Here is a 15,452-nt window from a genome sequence, read left to right on the forward strand (position 1 = left end):
CAAATGGTTCGACGCGAGAGGATGATCGGCCGTCAGGCGAGCCTGGCGGTCATGAGAAACTGGCGGATCAGCGCGGTCACCGCAGCGGGCTGCTCCACGCAGGGGATGTGGCCGGCGTCCGCGACGATGCGGAAGTCCGAGCCGCGGATAAGGTTGGCGGTCGAACGCACGAGATCGGGCGGCGTCGAGCCATCCTGGTCGCCGACGATGCAGAGGACCGGCACCTTGAGCGCCCGGGTCGATTCTGTCAGGTCGCTGTCGCGCAGCGCCGCGCACGTGCCGAGATAGCCCGCGAGCGGGCTGCGCACGAGCATGGCGCGGCACCCAGCGAATTCCGCATTGGAGGGCGAGCGGAAGGCCGGCGTGAACCACAGCTTCATCACCGCGTCGGCGATGCTTTCGATGCCGCCGGCCTCGACGGTCGCGATCCGTGCGTTCCAGCTTTCCTGCGTGCCGATCTTGTGCGCGGTGTTCGACAGGACGAGGCCGCGCACGAGATCCGGCCGGACGGCGGCCAAGCCCTGTGCGATAACGCCGCCGACAGAAAGGCCGACGATCACGGCAGACTTGACGCGCAACTCGTCGAGCAGCGCGGCGAGGTCGTTGACGTGGTCGCTCATCGCATAGGGCGCGGGCGTCGCCTCCGACAGGCCGTGGCCGCGCTTGTCGTAGCGGACGATGCGGAAATCAGGACGTAGCGCTGCTGCTACCTTGTCCCAGATGCGGAAGTCGGTGCCTAGCGAATTCGCGAACACGATGACCGGACGGTCTCCGCCCGTGTCCTCGTAATGCAGCACGATGCCGTTGGCGTGCGTGAAATTCATCGTCGGAACTCCTCCCTGTCCCGAAACATACTACTGAGTATGTTGCAAGGGCGATGTCCGGTCAATCGCCGAGTTTTTATGCAGGGGTGCATAATCCAAAAGCGACCCCGCCCCAACGAAAAACGGGCGCGGATCGCTCCGCGCCCATCTTTTCGAGCCATAATTCAGACTTGTGTTGCGTGCGCCCCGCCGGGCGCTGCGCGATCAGGCGATGTCGAAGCGGTCGGCGTGCATCACCTTGGCCCAGGCCGCGACGAAGTCGTCCACGAATTTCGCCTTGGCGTCTGCGCTGCCATAGACCTCGGACAACGCTCGCAGCTGCGAGTGGGAGCCGAAGACCAGGTCGACGCGGGTGCCGGTCCACTTGAGCTCGCCGCTCGCCCGGTCACGCCCTTCGAACACGCCCTCGACGTCCGCCGCGGGCTTCCACACGGTCGCCATGTCCAGAAGGTTGACGAAGAAGTCGTTGGTCAGGGTTTCAGGCGTGTTCGTGAACACGCCATGCGTCGAGTTGCCGACATTCGCGCCGAGAACCCTCAGGCCGCCGACGAGCACCGTCATCTCCGGCGCCGTGAGCGTGAGCAATTGCGCCTTGTCGACCAGCATCTCCTCGGCCGAAACGGTGTACCTGCCCTTCAGGTAGTTGCGGAAGCCGTCAGCGATCGGCTCCAGAACCGCGAAGGACTCGATGTCCGTCTGCTCGGCCGTTGCGTCGGTGCGGCCGGGGACGAACGGAACCTCGGTCGGGTATCCTGCCTTGGCGGCCGCCTGCTCGACGCCGGCATTGCCAGCCAGCACGATCAGGTCGGCAAGCGAGACCTTCTTGCCGCCGGCCTGCGCCTCGTTGAACTCCTTCTGGACGGTTTCCAGCTTCGAAAGCACCGTCGCGAGCCGGGCCGGCTGGTTGACCTCCCAGTCCTTCTGGGGCGCGAGCCGGATGCGCGCGCCGTTGGCGCCGCCGCGCTTGTCGGAGCCACGGAAGGTCGAGGCCGAGGCCCAGGCGGTCGAGACGAGGTCGGAGATGGACAGGCCGGAGGCGAGGATCTTCGCCTTGAGGGCGGCCGCGTCCTGCTCGTCGATCAAAACATGGTCGACTTCCGGCACCGGATCCTGCCAGATCAGTTCCTCGGCAGGTACGTCCGGGCCAAGATAGCGGGCGCGAGGACCCATGTCGCGGTGCGTCAGTTTGAACCACGCGCGGGCGAAGGCGTCCGCGAACTCGTCGGGATTCTCATAGAACCGGCGCGAGATCTTCTCGTAGATCGGGTCGAAGCGCAGCGCGAGGTCGGAGGTCAGCATCGCAGGCGCGTGCCGCTTTGACTTGTCGTGTGCGTCCGGCACGGAGTTGGCGCCCATGCCATGTTTCGGCGTCCACTGGTGTGCGCCGGCCGGGCTCTTAGTCAGCTCCCACTCGTAGCCGAACAGGTTCCAGAAGAAGTTGTTGGTCCACTTGGTCGGCGTCGAGGTCCAGGTGACTTCGAGACCGCTGCTGATCGTATCGCCGCCCTTGCCGGTGCCGAAGCTGCTCGCCCAGCCCAGACCCTGCTGCTCGATGCCGGCACCTTCCGGCTCCGGACCGACGAGCCGCGCGTCGCCCGCACCGTGGGTCTTGCCGAAGGTATGGCCGCCAGCGATCAGCGCGACGGTCTCCTCGTCGTTCATCGCCATGCGCGCGAAGGTCTCGCGGATGTCGCGGGCAGATGCGATCGGGTCCGGATTGGCGTTCGGGCCTTCGGGATTGACGTAGATCAGGCCCATCTGGACGGCTGCCAGCGGATTCTCGAGCTCGCGGTCGCCCGAATAGCGCTTGTCATCCAGCCAGACGTTTTCCTTGCCCCAGTAGACGTCTTCTTCCGGCTCCCAGACGTCGGCGCGGCCGCCGGCGAAGCCAAATGTCTTGAAGCCCATCGATTCGAGTGCGACGTTGCCGGTGAGGATCATCAGATCCGCCCAGGAAATCTTGTTGCCGTATTTCTGCTTGATCGGCCACAGCAGGCGGCGGGCCTTGTCGAGGTTGACGTTGTCCGGCCAGGAATTGAGCGGCGCGAAGCGCTGCTGGCCGGCTCCGGCGCCGCCGCGACCGTCGGCCGTGCGATAGGTTCCGGCCGAGTGCCAGGCCATGCGGATGAAGAGGGGACCGTAATGGCCGAAGTCGGCCGGCCACCAGTCCTGCGAATCGGTCATCAGCGCGTGGAGGTCCTTCTTCAGGGCCTCAAGGTCGAGCTTCTGGAACTCCTCGGCATAGTCGAAATCCTCCCCCATCGGATCGGAGAGCGAGGAATGCTGGTGCAGGATCTTCAGGTTGAGCTGGTTCGGCCACCAGTCGCGGTTCGATCGCATCGACGGGTTCGAGGCGATCGTCGCGCCATGGGCCACCGGGCATCTCGGCTCCGGCTTGGCTTCCGTGTTTTCGTTGACCTCTAGCGCGTCCATATCGTTCTCCGATCGTGTCCCGGTGCTCCCCGTGGAGCGGGCACTGCAATGTGTCGTGCGAATTCCCCGGCTGCCGCGCTCGAAGCGGATCGTTAGGCGGCTGCCTAGTCTGGAATGGTTCCAAACTAGAAAACCAGGACGATAAACGCAAATTGCGTTTCATGTTCGTCGTGATAACCTGATCTTATGATCAGATTGACCGTCCGGCAGATGGAATATTTCGACGCGCTGGCGCAGACGCGCCATTTTGGCCGGGCAGCGGAGCTCGCGGGTGTGACGCAGCCGGCGCTCTCGGCACAGATCGCCGAGATGGAACAGCGGCTGGGATGCCGGCTGTTCGAGCGCGGCGGCAAGGCGGTCGGAATGACCGAGGACGGCCGGGCGCTCCAGCCGCGCATCGAGGCAATCCTCGACGAGATTCGCGACCTGGAAAGCACCGCCCGGCGCGGCCGGCTGGCGATGGAGGGCAAGCTCAGGCTCGGTATCATCCCCACCGTCGCGCCCTATATCCTGCCGAAGATCCTGCCTGAGCTTCGCGGCCTCTTCCCTTCGCTGACGCTCGAATTGCGCGAGGCGGTGACGCGGACGCTGATCGACGAGACGCTCGGCGGGCGCATCGACGCCGCACTCGTGGCGCTGCCGATCGAGGAGGCAGGCCTCGCCGCCGAGCCGGTCTTCGAGGACACGTTCCTGCTCGCGATCCCGGCCTCGGAGCCGGGTTTCGTCACGCCGCCGGTGCCGCCCGAAAGCCCGGTGCTCGAACGGCTGATGCTGCTGGAGGAGGGCCATTGCATGCGCGATCAGGCCCTGGCGGTGTGCGGGAACGCCCGCCCGGCCGCGATGGCGAACTATGGCGCGACCAGCCTCACCACGCTACTACAGATGGTGGCACATGGCTTCGGCGTGACGCTCATCCCCTCCATCGCGCTGCCTTCGGCCGGCGAGATGCGCGACGTGCGGATCGTTCCCTTCGCAGAGCCGGCGCCTGCCCGAACGCTCGGCCTCGTGTGGCGGCGCGGCAGCGCGCGCGGCAACGAATGCGCAGCACTCGCCACGACACTGAAACGCCTGTTCGGCTCAGATGAGGCCGGCGATGTGAAGAGCGAACCAGAGCCAGATCGCCAGCAGGGCAAAGAAGCCGACGACGAAGGCGGGCTGGCGGTGGCGGATGCGGTTGGTAGTGACGTGGATCGCGGCGTGAACGCAGCGTGACAGGACAAAGATCCAGGCCAGCACGGCGGTGAGGATGTTGACGCCGTTGGTCACGTAAAGCGCCAGGCAGGCGGCGAAGAACAGCACCGGCAACTCGAACTGGTTGGCGAGATTATTGCGGACGAACAGGCTTTCGGGCGGTTCGTTGCGGTTCTCGCGGAAGTCGGACGTCCTGATGCTTCCGGCCCGCACCGCAGCCTTGCGGCGCACCGAGATCAGCGCGTAGATCGCGTAGATCAGCGCCACCTGCAGCAGCATCGGCCAGAAAATGGCAGTCTGGTTCAAGTCGGCCTCCCAATATCCGCGCCGACGCTACCCGATTCGCGGTGACACGCAATCCGTGGTCGCGCCTACAGGATATCCGGGGTGCCTTTGAGCGGCATGTCGTCGCTTACCGGCACGGTCTGGCGCTCGATCATCCGGTGCACGCGCGGCCGCGCCGGTCCCTTGTGCAGTTTCTGCAGGGCTTCGTTCACCTCTGCATCGGCCTGAGTGCGGCGCTGATTGTGCCGCAGATACTCGATCCAGGTCGGGACGTGATAGCTCTCCGTCCAGACCTCGGGATTCTCGAGATCGCGCAGCAGCGCCCATTGCCGCGCGCCGTCGCGGATGCGGATGCGCCGGCGCGCCGTCATCGCGGCCAGGAAGGCGGGCACGTTCTCCTGTGCGATCGTGTAATCGACCATGATCATGATCGGCCCGCTGCGCGCCTTGAGGTCGAGGCGCAGTTCGGGCTCCCTGAACTGATCGAGCGGGTCGAGGTTGAGCGCGCCGAACTCAGGCAGGCGGTGCCATAGCCCCACGGCAACGCTGGCGATGAGGACGGCGCCCGATACGATGAGCGCAGCGGCAGGGCCGGACGCATCCGCGGTCGCCCCCCAGAGCCAGCTGCCCATAGCCATGCCACCGAACGTGGCCGTCTGGTAGAGGGAGAGCGCGCGGGCCACCACCCAGCGCGGCGTCGACAGCTGTACCGTGACGTTGAACAGCGACAGCGCGAACACCCAGCAGGCGCCGGCAGGCAGAAGCAGCAGGTGGCTGAGCCAGACATTGCCGCTGAGGGCGACGAGGATGTTGCTCAGCCCGAAGCCGATACAGGCGAGCCGCACGATCCACTCGTTGCTGAACCGCTCGCGCACGATACCGTTGATGAAGCCGCCGAGGATCGCGCCGACGCCGAAGGCGCCGAGCAGGCCGCCATAGGTCAGTGCGCCGCCACCGACGAGCTCACGCGCCACGAGTGGCAGCAGAGCCAGAGACGAGATCGCCGCGATGCCGAACAGCCAGGCGCGGAACATCACAATCAGGAGATTGGGCGACATCGACACGTAGCGCAGGCCGGCCGACATTGCGCTGAGAAAACTCTCGCGCGGCAGGGCCCGCGGCGGATAGACCGGCTTCCAGCGCCAGAGCGCCGCGATCAGCGTCACGTAGCTCACGGCATTGGCGAGGAACGCCGCCGCGACCCCGGCTGTCGCCACGATGATGCCGCCGACCGCCGGGCCGACGCTGCGCATCAGGTTGAAGCCCATCGAGTTGAGCGTCACGGCGGCCGGAAGATCCTCGCGGGGTACGATGTCACCCACCGAGGCCTGCCACGGCGGATTGTGCAGCGCCGTGCCGCAGCCGAGCAGGAAGGTGAAGGCGAGCAGCAGCCATGGCGTGATCCAGCCCTGATAGGCGATTGCCGCCAGTGCCACCGACACGACCATCATCATGATCTGCGCGAACAGCATGATCCGCCGCCGGTCGAAATTGTCGGCGAGCGCGCCCGAGGCGAGCGAGAACAGCATGATAGGCAGGGTGGTGGCGCCCTGCACCAGCGCGACCATGATGTGCGAATCCGAGATGGTCGTCATCATCCAGCCGGCACCGACGCCCTGGATCAGCCCGCCGAGGTTGGAGACGAGTGTCGCAATCCACAGGGCTCGGAAGGTCGGGTGCCGGAACGGGGCTAGGGTCGATGCGCGCTGCGGCACCTTGCGGGCTTCCTCCTGCCAGGTGAGATTCGTCTCCTATAGCACAGGGACGCGGCGCGTGGTCGATTGGTTCCTTGGGCTGCGCCGATCTGGCTTACATCCCGCCCGGATAGTTTGGGCTCTCGCGGGTGATCGTCACATCGTGGGCGTGGCTCTCGCGCAGGCCGGCCGAGGAGATGCGTACGAACTGCGCCTTCTCGCGGAATTCCGCCAGGTCGCGCCCGCCGACATAGCCCATCGCGGCCTTGAGACCGCCGGTGAGCTGGTGCAGCACGCCGCCGACCGGCCCCTTGTAGGGCACCTGGCCCTCGATGCCTTCCGGCACGAGCTTGAGCGTGTCGCGTACCTCGGCCTGGAAGTAGCGGTCGGCCGAGCCGCGCGCCATCGCGCCGACCGAACCCATGCCGCGATAGGCTTTGAAGGAACGGCCCTGATGCAGGTAGACCTCGCCGGGGCTTTCCTCGGTGCCGGCGAGCAGCGAGCCGATCATCGCGGCGTTCGCACCGGCGGCGAGCGCCTTGGCGAGATCGCCAGAATATTTGATGCCACCGTCGGCGATGACCGACACGCCGGACTTGGCGGCTTCCTCCGCGGCTGCGATGACGGCCGAGAGCTGCGGCACGCCGACACCGGCCACGATGCGGGTGGTGCAGATCGAGCCCGGACCGATGCCGACCTTGACCGCGTCCGCGCCCGCGTCGATCAGCGCACGGGTGCCTTCGGCGGTCGCGACGTTGCCGGCAAGGATGCGCACTGAGTTGGAGAGCTTCTTGGCCTTGGTGACGGCGTCGAGCACGCGCTGAGAATGGCCGTGCGCGGTGTCGATGACGAGCAGGTCGACGCCGGCCGCGATCAGCCGCTCGGCGCGCTCGAACCCGTCTTGGCCGACGCTGGTGGCGGCGGCGACCCGCAGGCGGCCTTGCGCATCTTTGGAGGCATTGGGGTTGAGCTGCGTCTTCTCGATGTCCTTGACGGTGATCAGTCCGACGCAATGGCCCTTCTGGTCGACCACCAGCAGCTTTTCGATGCGGTGACTGTGGAGCAGACGCTTGGCTTCCTCCTGATCGACGCGGTTCTCGCGCACCGTGACGAGGTTCTCCCGCGTCATCAGCTCGTATACCTTCTGCGACGGGTCGGAGGCGAAGCGCACGTCGCGGTTGGTGAGGATGCCGACGAGCCGGCCGGTGCGCTGGCCGCCCTCGCCGCCGTTCTCGACGACCGGGATGCCGGAGATGCCGTGCGCCTTCATCAGCGCCAGGGCGTCGGCCAGCGTTGCGTCGGGGCCGATCGTGACAGGGTTCACGACCATGCCGGATTCGTATTTCTTGACCTGGCGGACCTGCTCGGCCTGCTCATCCGGCGAAAGGTTGCGGTGGATGACGCCGATGCCGCCGGCCTGCGCCATCGAGATGGCAAGCCGCGCCTCGGTGACGGTATCCATCGCTGCCGACAGGATCGGGATGTTGAGGTCGATGTCGCCGGCGATCCGCGTGCGCACGTCGGTCTCGCCCGGCATGACGTCGGAATGGCCGGGCTGGAGCAGCACGTCGTCGAAGGTAAGCGCCTGGGCGCCGGTCGCGGTCTCGATGATTTTCGCCATTGGCCGATCCTTGAATGCGAATATGGCGCTGACGCCCGGGGTTTGGGCCGCGCCGACTCGAAATGTCCCTTTCAGGATTGGCACCGGCTGGTAACACGGCTGCGACGGAATGCAAAGCGGGAGATTCGGCTTCCTCCCGCCGGACGGCCCACTTGTAAACCGTCGGGTCGAACGGCAAGTTACGCTGCGGCAATCGGGGACGAAACGACCATGGCGACGACGCAACCTTGGGGGAGGGCGGCAGAACCGTTGTCTTCGCAACCGCCGCCGGCTCAGGCAACAAGTGTCGAACCTTTCGTCTTCACCGGTAGGACCAGCGAATATTTCGGCATCTGGATCGTCAACGTCCTGCTGACCATCGTGACGCTCGGCATTTACTCCGCCTGGGCGAAGGTAAGACGGCTGCGCTACTTCTACGGCAACACGCACCTGGCGGGATCGAGCTTCGACTACCATGCTCGACCGGTGCAGATCCTGATCGGGCGGATCATCGTGCTGGTCGTTCTCATGGTCTATAACGTCGTCCTCAACGTAGTGCCGCTGGCGGGTCTCGTCCTCGTTCCGCTCTTCGTCCTGGCCCTGCCCTGGTTCGTCATGCGCGGGCTGCGCTTCAATGCGCGGGTGACGAGCTTCCGCAATGTCCGCTTCGATTTCCACGGCGGCTACTGGGGCGCTTTCCGCGCCTATGTGCTGGGTGGCGCTGTCACCTGGCTGACGCTCGGCATCCTGGCACCCGTGGCGTCGCGCTGGATGTGGCGCTACATGCTCGCCAACACGACGTATGGTGGTAGGCCGATCACGAGCGATCCGGCGCTGCGCAAGCTCTACGGCCAGTGGCTCCTGCCGGCGGTGATCCTGCTTGCGACCATCGTCGTCTTGGGCCTGTCGGCGCTGGCGCTCGGCAGCGCGCTCTATGCGCTTTACGAGGATGTCTCGACCGGCACGAACGACGCGGATGCCGTCGTCGTCGCGATCCTGCAGGTGCTGACGACCTCCTTCCTGCCTTTCATCGTTATCCTCGCCATCGTGACGCTGATCTACCGCGCCGGCACGCGCAATGTGGCTCTGAACGCCACGGTGGTCGATGGGCGCCATCGCTTCCGGTCCGCCATCCATCGCGGGCGCTTCACCTGGATCACGGTGACGAACCTGATAGCGACCGTCCTGTCGCTCGGCCTCGCGCGGCCGTGGGCGGCGATCCGCATGGCGAAGTTCCTCGCGGCCGCCACCGCGCTGGAAGTCTCAGGCTCGCTCGACGACTATCTGGGCGACGTGCAGGACACCGGCTCGGCGGTCGGGGCGGAATACATGGACGTCGAGGGCTTCGATTTTGGCTTCTGAACCCGTCCGCGGCGCGTGGTTTCCGCCGGGGTCGAGCCGCAAGATCGAGGCGGCCATCTCGAAGGCAGGCGACGGCGACCTGATCGTTGTGGCCGGCGAGGCAGTGCTGGCACGAGCGGCCCCGGCCGAAATCGAGTTTTCCGCGCGCGTCGGCTCGATCCCGCGTCGGCTCTCTTTCCCGGACGGCAGCCTGTTCGAGACGGCGGACAATGACGGTGTCGACGCACTCGCGGGAGCGGCGGTCCGCGCGGCGGGGGCCGTGCACCAGCTCGAACGGTTCCGGCCGCGCCTCTTCGTCTTCGCCGCGCTCGTCGTCGGGCTCTGCTTCCTGATCTACCGCTTCGCAGTGCCGGCGCTGGTGGAGGTGGCGGTCGCGATCACGCCGCCGGTGGTGCCGCAACTGATGAGCCAGGGCGCGCTCGCCTCGCTGGACGAGACGCTGCTGGCGAAGAGCGAGTTGCCGGAAGCCCGGCAGGCTTCGATCCGCGAAGGTTTCTCCGCCCTTGCCGCGCTCACGCCGCGCGGGCAGGGCGGCTACGCGCTGCACTTCCGCAAGGGCGGCTCGATCGGCCCGAACGCATTTGCGCTGCCCGACGGCTCGATCATCCTGACCGACGAGCTCGTGGCGCTGGCGCCGGGACAGGACGCGGTCCTCGGCGTACTGGCGCACGAGATCGGCCATGTCGAGCGCGAGCACTCGCTGCGCCAGCTCTATCGCGCGGCGGGCATCGCGGCCCTTATCATGCTGATCGGCGGCGACATCGGTGCGGGCGCGGAGGACATCCTCGTGCAGGGATCGGCGCTCGCCGGCCTCTCCTATTCGCGCGGACAGGAGGCAGAGGCCGACAGATCGAGCGTCGAGTTGATGCTGAGGGCGGGCAAGGACCCGGCGGCGATCGTCGGCTTCCTCGAGATCATGCGCGACAAGCTGGAGAAGGGCTCCGGGACGGATTTCTTATCCACTCATCCCGCGACGCAACAGCGGATCGAGGCCGTGAAGGCGTATGCCGAGGAGCTTGCGAAGAAGTAGCCGTCAGGCAAAGCGGCTGGCCCTGTCGATCGGTCGCGACAAGCCCCGCGCTCCGTGCTAACCGCGCGGCGACATGCAGGATCGCGCAAATCCTTCCTCCACATCCGTGGAACCTGCCCCGCTCGGCAGAACGGCACCACTGGTGCTGGCGGTCGCATTGTTCATGGAGCAGATGGATTCGACCGTCATCGCCACCTCGCTACCGGCGATCGCTTCCGACATCGGCACCAGCCCGGTCGCGCTGAAGCTGGCGCTCACCGCCTATCTCGTGTCGCTGGCGATCTTCATCCCGGTGAGCGGCTGGATGGCGGAGCGCTTCGGCGCCAAGCGCGTGTTCCGCATCGCGATCGGCGTCTTCGTGCTCGGCTCGGTCGCCTGTGCCTTCGCGGGCTCGCTCGGAGCCTTCGTCGTGGCGCGCTTCGTGCAGGGCATGGGTGGAGCGATGATGACGCCGGTGGCGCGCCTCGTTCTGGTGCGCGCGACGCCGAAGTCGGAGCTGGTGCAGGCGATGGCGTGGCTCACCATACCGGGCCTGATCGGCCCTCTGATCGGCCCGCCCGTCGGTGGCTTCATCACCACCTTCTTCACCTGGCACTGGATCTTCCTGATCAACCTGCCGATCGGACTGGCCGGCATCTATCTCGCGGGCCGTGTGCTGCCCGACATCGAGCCGAGCGGCGGCGGCTCGCTCGACAGGAAGGGTTTTGTCCTTTCGGCCATGGCGGCGTCGGGCATCGTCTTCGGCCTGTCGGTGGTGAGCCTGCCGGCGCTGCCACCGGCCGTCGGCCTCGCGACGGCGCTGTTCGGGCTCGCCTGCGGCTGGCTCTATGTCCGCCACGCCAGGCGCACGCCAGCGCCGATCCTCGACCTCAGGCTCTTCTCCAATCCGGTCTTCCGCGCCGCGATCCTCGGCGGCTCGCTGTTCCGCATCGGGGCGGGCGCGGTGCCGTTCCTTCTGCCGCTGTTCTTCCAGCTCGGTTTCGGCATGACGCCGTTCCAGTCCGGTATGCTGACTTTCGCATCGGCGGGCGGCGCGATCCTGCTCAAGTTCATGGCCTCGGCGGCGCTGAGGGCAGGCGGCTTCCGCAACGTGCTGATCGCGGGCGGCCTGGCAGGGGCGGCCTTCATCGGCATCAACGCCTCGTTCACGGCCGGGACGCCCTGGCCGGTGATCGTTGCGGTGCTGTTCGCTTCCGGTTTCCTGCGCTCGCTGTTCTTCACTTCGGTCAATGCGCTGGTCTTCGCCGAGATCTCGGAGGCCCAGGCTGCACAAGCGACGGCCCTGGCGGCGGCGACGCAACAGATTTCGATCGCGCTGGGCGTGGCGGTGGCGGGCGGGGCGCTGGAGGCGATCTCGCTGATCACCGGCGAGGCGCTTACGACGCACGCCTTCGTCTGGGCCTTCCTCATCGTGGCGGCGCTCACCTCGCTCGCCGCCCTGCCTTTCGTCTGGCTCGATCCCGACGCCGGCAGCTCGGTCTCCGGCAAGGCCCCCGTGGCGCGCTCGACGACGCCGATCAACCCGCCGCAGCAGTGAGGCTCATCAGTCTTCGGAGACTGAGGATACCTGGTCCACGTCCTTCCGTCCCTTGAAGTCCTTGGCGAGCAGGAACAGCTCCACCGACTCGTCGCGCGAGGCCGGTGGCTTGACGTGGTGCACCGACTTGAAGTTCTGCTTCAGCATGGTCAGCAGGTCGTTGGCCGTGCCGCCCTGGAAAGTCTTGGTGAGGAAATGCCCGCCGGGCTTCAGCACCGAGATCGCGAAGTCGGCAGCCACTTCGCCGAGATGCATGGTGCGGATGTGGTCGGTGCGGCGATGCCCGGTGGTGGGCGCCGCCATGTCCGAGATCACGACGTCGGGCGGGCCGCCGAGCGCCTCGATGAGCGCGGCCGGCGCGTCGTCATCGAGAAAATCCTTCTTCAGGATGACGCAGCCCGGCACCGGGTCCATGTCGAGGTAATCGATCGCAGCGATCAGCGGCTTCTCGTCGGTCGAGCCGAGCTTGCGCGCCGCGACCTGGCACCAGCCGCCTGGGGCGGCCCCGAGGTCCACCACGCGCATGCCGGACTTCAACAGCTTGTAGCGCTCGTCGATCTCGATCAGCTTGTAGGCCGCGCGGGAGCGATAGCCTTCCGCCTTGGAGCGCTGCACATAGGGGTCGTTCATGTGCCGCTCGAGCCAGCGGCGCGAGGATTCCTTAAGCCCGCTCTTCTTCTTGATCTTCGTTCGGAGGACGCGGGTCGGCCCCTTGCCGGAGGTCGGCTTCTTCATGGCGCGCTCCGCCAGCGGTTGCGCCGCCACGCGCCGTCAGACGCCATCAGCTCGGTGAGGATGCCTTCGCGCAGCCCGCGGTCGGCGACCCTTAGCCGCTCCGACGGCCAGACCTGCCGGATCGCTTCGAGAATGGCGCAGCCGGCGAGCACGAGGTCGGCGCGGTCGGCGCCGATGCAGGGATTGGCGACGCGGGCGGCAAAGTCCCAGCCAAGCAGTCGCTCGGTCATCGCATCCACGTCGGCGCGCTCCAGCCACAGGCCGTCGACCCGCTTGCGGTCGTAGCGTTCGAGCCCGAGATAGACACCGGCGAGCGTCGTCACCGTGCCGGAGGTGCCGAGGAGATGAAAGCGGCCGCCGGCGACGAGGCGGCCGAGCCGGTCGCGCCCTTCAAACGCATCTAGCATGCGCGCCACGTCGGCCACCATGTCGTCGAAGACCTCGCGCGTGACGTGGCGGCCGCCGAAGCGTTCGGCCAGCGACACGACGCCGACGGGCAGCGAGGTCCAGGAGACGATGTGACGGGCAAGATGCGGGCTGCGCTCGCCCGAGAGATCGATCAGCGCGATCTCCGACGAGCCGCCGCCGATGTCGAACAGCACCACCGCCTCGGTGTCCGGCTCGACCAGCGAGCCGCAGCCGGAGACGGCGAGCCGCGCCTCCGTCTCGCGGTCGATGATCTCAAGCTCAAGCCCCGTCGCCTCCGTGACCCGGCTGAGGAATTCTTCGCCATTGCCGGCCGAGCGGCAGGCCTCGGTCGCGATCAGCCGTTTCATGCGGATCTCGCGCAGGCCGAGCTTGGTGGCGCACACAGCAAGCGCGTCGATGGCGCGGGCCATCGCCGCGTCGCCGAGCCGGCCGGTGGCCGTCAGCCCTTCGCCCAGCCGCACGATGCGCGAGAAGGCGTCGATGACGCGGAACTGCCCTGGCCGGGTCGGCACCGCGACGAGCAGCCGGCAATTGTTGGTGCCGAGGTCGAGTGCGGCATAGACTGGCTGGTCGCCGGGACGGGGTGCGCGCGGATAGGCTGGCGCGCCGATCCTGCCGTTCGCCGCGCCGACAGATTCGTTGGAAGAGGAGGCTCCTGCCGGGGGAGCGTCAGCCGCGGCGCTGGATGACTGCAGTGCGCTGTGCGTCGCAACGGCGGCGTGCGTGCGATCCTCGGTTCCCGCGCTTGGAACCGGACCTTGCGGGTGTTTCGCGCCGGCCTGGGGCGTCGGCGCTATCGACCCGTCGCGCGCGAAAACCTTGCGGCCGCGCTTGCGCTTTCGCCTCTTGCGGTGTGTCTGGCTGGGGGCCACGGCCCGCTCGCGCGTCGCCGCTTTGCCTGGCTGCCGCGGTTGTCCGCGATCGCCGCCGGACGTTCGGCGCTCGTCGCCGGCTCGGTCCGGATGCCCCCCGCGATGCGGCGCATTGCCGCTCGTGTCGGGGTCGTCCACGTGGTGTCCTTCATGCGCGGCGCGAACCCGATCGGGACGCGGCATCGCGCTTTGTCTAGCGTTGACGACAACATAGCAGTCCGATGGCCAATCACCAAGGGGGCTTGCATGGAGCATTGTGCAACGGCGGTCGTCCGGCACATGCCTTGAATTCGCCTTTGGGCTTGACTATTTCGCTCCCGTCGATAAAAGCCGCCGCACCATAGCCGCGACGCTTTTCGCGGCGGCGTTGGGGAATAGGTTAACGGTAGACCCACGGACTCTGACTCCGTTAGTCCTGGTTCGAATCCAGGTTCCCCAGCCACTCTCTCTTCAGCTTCGATCTGTGCTGGCGTCTCACGCCAGCCGCGTGCCGACCTGGCTCAGCAGCCAGGCCTGGAAGGCCTGGGCCAGCGTGTCGTCGCGCTTGCCCTCGGGCAGCACGACGTAATAGCTGTTGTCGGTCGGCATCGGGCGGTCGAAGACGATGCGCAGGCGGCCGGACGCGATCTCGTCCTCGATCAGGTAGAGCGGCAGGAGCGAGAAGCCCATGCCGCGCACGGTGGCTTCGATGACCATGGCGAACTGGTCGAAGCGGTTGCCGCGATAGGCCTGCTCGCCGCCGAGGCCGTTGAGCTGGAACCACTCGGCCCAGAGCTTAGGGCGGGTGGCGAGGTGCAGCAGGGGCCGGGTTTCGAGGTCGGAGGGTTCGCGGACCGGGCTTGCGTCGAGGAGCGCGGGGCTTGCCACCGGCAGGATCACCTCGCTGCAGAGATAGGTGCAGACGGCGTTGGCCCACACCGGCTGGCCGTAATGGATGGCGAGGTCGACGTCCTCGGCCTCGAGGTCGAAGGGTTGCGCGCGCGAGGCGACGTCCACCGCGACGCCCGGATGACCTTCGAGGAAATCGCGCAGTCGCGGCATCAGCCAGCGGCTGCCGAAAGTGGGCAAGGTGGCGATCGACAGCACCGTGCGCCCGTCGGCGCCGGCGCGGGCGCGCAGCACCATCTCCTCCGACTGCGCCAGCAGGCGCCGCACCGAGGGCAGGAGCTGGCGGCCGGCGTCGGACAGCACCGCACGCTGGCGCACCCGCTCGAACAGGAGCACGCCGAGCTGCCCTTCCAGCGTCTTGACCTGCCGGCTGATCGCGCTCTGCGTGAGGTTCAGTTCGGTCGCCGCGCGGGTGAAATTGCCATGGCGCGCAGCACTTTCGAAGGCCTGCAGGACCATCAGGTCGGGGATGAGAGTTCGGCTCAGGTTCATTCCGGATCCGCATCAAGTCAGTCAAAAACATCATAAGAGCGCGCGCGTAAGCTCAGATATGATCCGGATCACGAATGATG

The 15,452-nt window shown here is 67.0% G+C and carries 11 protein-coding genes, 1 tRNA gene and 1 pseudogene; 5 read left to right on the forward strand and 8 right to left on the reverse strand.

Going from position 1 to position 15,452, the window contains the following annotated elements; translation table 11 throughout:
- Positions 1 to 32: 32 nt before the first annotated feature.
- Entirely contained in the window at positions 33 to 824 is a 792-nt protein-coding gene (gene pcaD, locus B9Z03_RS11240) for a 3-oxoadipate enol-lactonase (protein ID WP_085464299.1), read from the reverse strand.
- Between the two features lie 204 nt (positions 825 to 1,028).
- Complete coding sequence (katG, locus tag B9Z03_RS11245) at positions 1,029 to 3,257, reverse strand: catalase/peroxidase HPI (RefSeq protein ID WP_085464300.1); 2,229 nt, start codon at positions 3,255 to 3,257, stop codon at positions 1,029 to 1,031.
- A gap of 186 nt (positions 3,258 to 3,443) precedes the next feature.
- Here katG and B9Z03_RS11250 point away from each other — a divergent pair.
- Positions 3,444 to 4,328 (forward strand): annotated as a pseudogene (locus B9Z03_RS11250) (LysR substrate-binding domain-containing protein); the annotation flags it as partial.
- Between the two features lie 6 nt (positions 4,329 to 4,334).
- Here the strand turns inward: B9Z03_RS11250 and B9Z03_RS11255 are convergent.
- The 3 genes from B9Z03_RS11255 to guaB all read right to left on the reverse strand — a co-directional run bounded on the left by B9Z03_RS11255 (position 4,335) and on the right by guaB (position 8,048).
- Positions 4,335 to 4,727, reverse strand: a complete 393-nt coding sequence (locus tag B9Z03_RS11255; RefSeq protein WP_085467603.1) for an MAPEG family protein — start codon at positions 4,725 to 4,727, stop codon at positions 4,335 to 4,337.
- Positions 4,728 to 4,819: 92 nt separating this feature from the next.
- Positions 4,820 to 6,448 carry an MFS transporter gene (locus B9Z03_RS11260; RefSeq protein WP_085464301.1) on the reverse strand — a complete coding sequence of 543 codons (1,629 nt, stop codon included), beginning with the start codon at positions 6,446 to 6,448 and terminating at the stop codon, positions 4,820 to 4,822.
- A gap of 94 nt (positions 6,449 to 6,542) precedes the next feature.
- The gene (guaB, locus tag B9Z03_RS11265) at positions 6,543 to 8,048 is read right to left on the reverse strand and encodes an IMP dehydrogenase (protein WP_085464302.1); all 1,506 of its coding nucleotides are present in this window, start codon (positions 8,046 to 8,048) and stop codon (positions 6,543 to 6,545) included.
- A 210-nt stretch (positions 8,049 to 8,258) separates the two neighbouring features.
- Between guaB and B9Z03_RS11270 the strand changes: the two genes are divergently transcribed.
- The 3 genes from B9Z03_RS11270 (at position 8,259) to B9Z03_RS11280 (ending at position 11,956) form a co-directional block, all read left to right on the forward strand.
- Positions 8,259 to 9,389 (forward strand): YjgN family protein, encoded by a 1,131-nt coding sequence (locus tag B9Z03_RS11270; protein ID WP_085464303.1) that lies wholly within the window; start codon positions 8,259 to 8,261, stop codon positions 9,387 to 9,389.
- The gene (locus B9Z03_RS11275; protein WP_085464304.1) at positions 9,379 to 10,419 is read left to right on the forward strand and encodes a M48 family metallopeptidase; all 1,041 of its coding nucleotides are present in this window, start codon (positions 9,379 to 9,381) and stop codon (positions 10,417 to 10,419) included. The genes B9Z03_RS11270 and B9Z03_RS11275 overlap by 11 nt, the downstream gene beginning before the upstream one ends.
- 73 nt (positions 10,420 to 10,492) lie before the next feature.
- Positions 10,493 to 11,956 carry an MFS transporter gene (locus B9Z03_RS11280; protein WP_085464305.1) on the forward strand — a complete coding sequence of 488 codons (1,464 nt, stop codon included), beginning with the start codon at positions 10,493 to 10,495 and terminating at the stop codon, positions 11,954 to 11,956.
- 6 nt (positions 11,957 to 11,962) lie between these two features.
- Here B9Z03_RS11280 and B9Z03_RS11285 read toward each other — a convergent pair whose 3' ends face one another.
- Together B9Z03_RS11285 and B9Z03_RS11290 are read right to left on the reverse strand one after the other, a co-directional pair.
- On the reverse strand, positions 11,963 to 12,691 hold the full coding sequence (locus tag B9Z03_RS11285; protein WP_085467604.1) for an RlmE family RNA methyltransferase: 729 nt from the start codon (positions 12,689 to 12,691) through the stop codon (positions 11,963 to 11,965).
- A complete protein-coding gene (locus B9Z03_RS11290) occupies positions 12,688 to 14,175 on the reverse strand; it encodes a Ppx/GppA phosphatase family protein (RefSeq protein ID WP_085464306.1) in 1,488 nt (495 codons plus the stop codon). The genes B9Z03_RS11285 and B9Z03_RS11290 overlap by 4 nt, the downstream gene beginning before the upstream one ends.
- 185 nt (positions 14,176 to 14,360) lie before the next feature.
- On the opposite strand from B9Z03_RS11290, the gene B9Z03_RS11295 reads away from it, so the two are divergent.
- A tRNA-Gln gene (locus B9Z03_RS11295) sits at positions 14,361 to 14,434 on the forward strand.
- A gap of 32 nt (positions 14,435 to 14,466) precedes the next feature.
- On the opposite strand, the gene B9Z03_RS11300 is transcribed toward B9Z03_RS11295, so the two are convergent.
- Positions 14,467 to 15,372, reverse strand: coding sequence for a LysR family transcriptional regulator (locus B9Z03_RS11300; RefSeq protein WP_085464307.1), 906 nt, complete (start codon positions 15,370 to 15,372; stop codon positions 14,467 to 14,469).
- Positions 15,373 to 15,452: the final 80 nt, after the last annotated feature.

The organism is Mesorhizobium australicum, assembly GCF_900177325.1.
GTDB lineage: Bacteria > Pseudomonadota > Alphaproteobacteria > Rhizobiales > Rhizobiaceae > Mesorhizobium_A > Mesorhizobium_A australicum_A.

What these genes read in the sequence shown, in the direction of transcription:
- pcaD (WP_085464299.1), bottom strand. Translation starts at nt 824, where the DNA reads ATGAATTTCACGCACGCCAACGGCATCGTGCTGCATTACGAGGACACG.
- katG (WP_085464300.1), bottom strand. Translation starts at nt 3,257, where the DNA reads ATGGACGCGCTAGAGGTCAACGAAAACACGGAAGCCAAGCCGGAGCCG.
- B9Z03_RS11255 (WP_085467603.1), bottom strand. Translation starts at nt 4,727, where the DNA reads ATGCTGCTGCAGGTGGCGCTGATCTACGCGATCTACGCGCTGATCTCG.
- guaB (WP_085464302.1), bottom strand. Translation starts at nt 8,048, where the DNA reads ATGGCGAAAATCATCGAGACCGCGACCGGCGCCCAGGCGCTTACCTTC.
- B9Z03_RS11270 (WP_085464303.1), top strand. Translation starts at nt 8,259, where the DNA reads ATGGCGACGACGCAACCTTGGGGGAGGGCGGCAGAACCGTTGTCTTCG.
- B9Z03_RS11280 (WP_085464305.1), top strand. Translation starts at nt 10,493, where the DNA reads ATGCAGGATCGCGCAAATCCTTCCTCCACATCCGTGGAACCTGCCCCG.
- B9Z03_RS11285 (WP_085467604.1), bottom strand. Translation starts at nt 12,691, where the DNA reads ATGAAGAAGCCGACCTCCGGCAAGGGGCCGACCCGCGTCCTCCGAACG.
- B9Z03_RS11290 (WP_085464306.1), bottom strand. Translation starts at nt 14,175, where the DNA reads ATGCCGCGTCCCGATCGGGTTCGCGCCGCGCATGAAGGACACCACGTG.
- B9Z03_RS11300 (WP_085464307.1), bottom strand. Translation starts at nt 15,372, where the DNA reads ATGAACCTGAGCCGAACTCTCATCCCCGACCTGATGGTCCTGCAGGCC.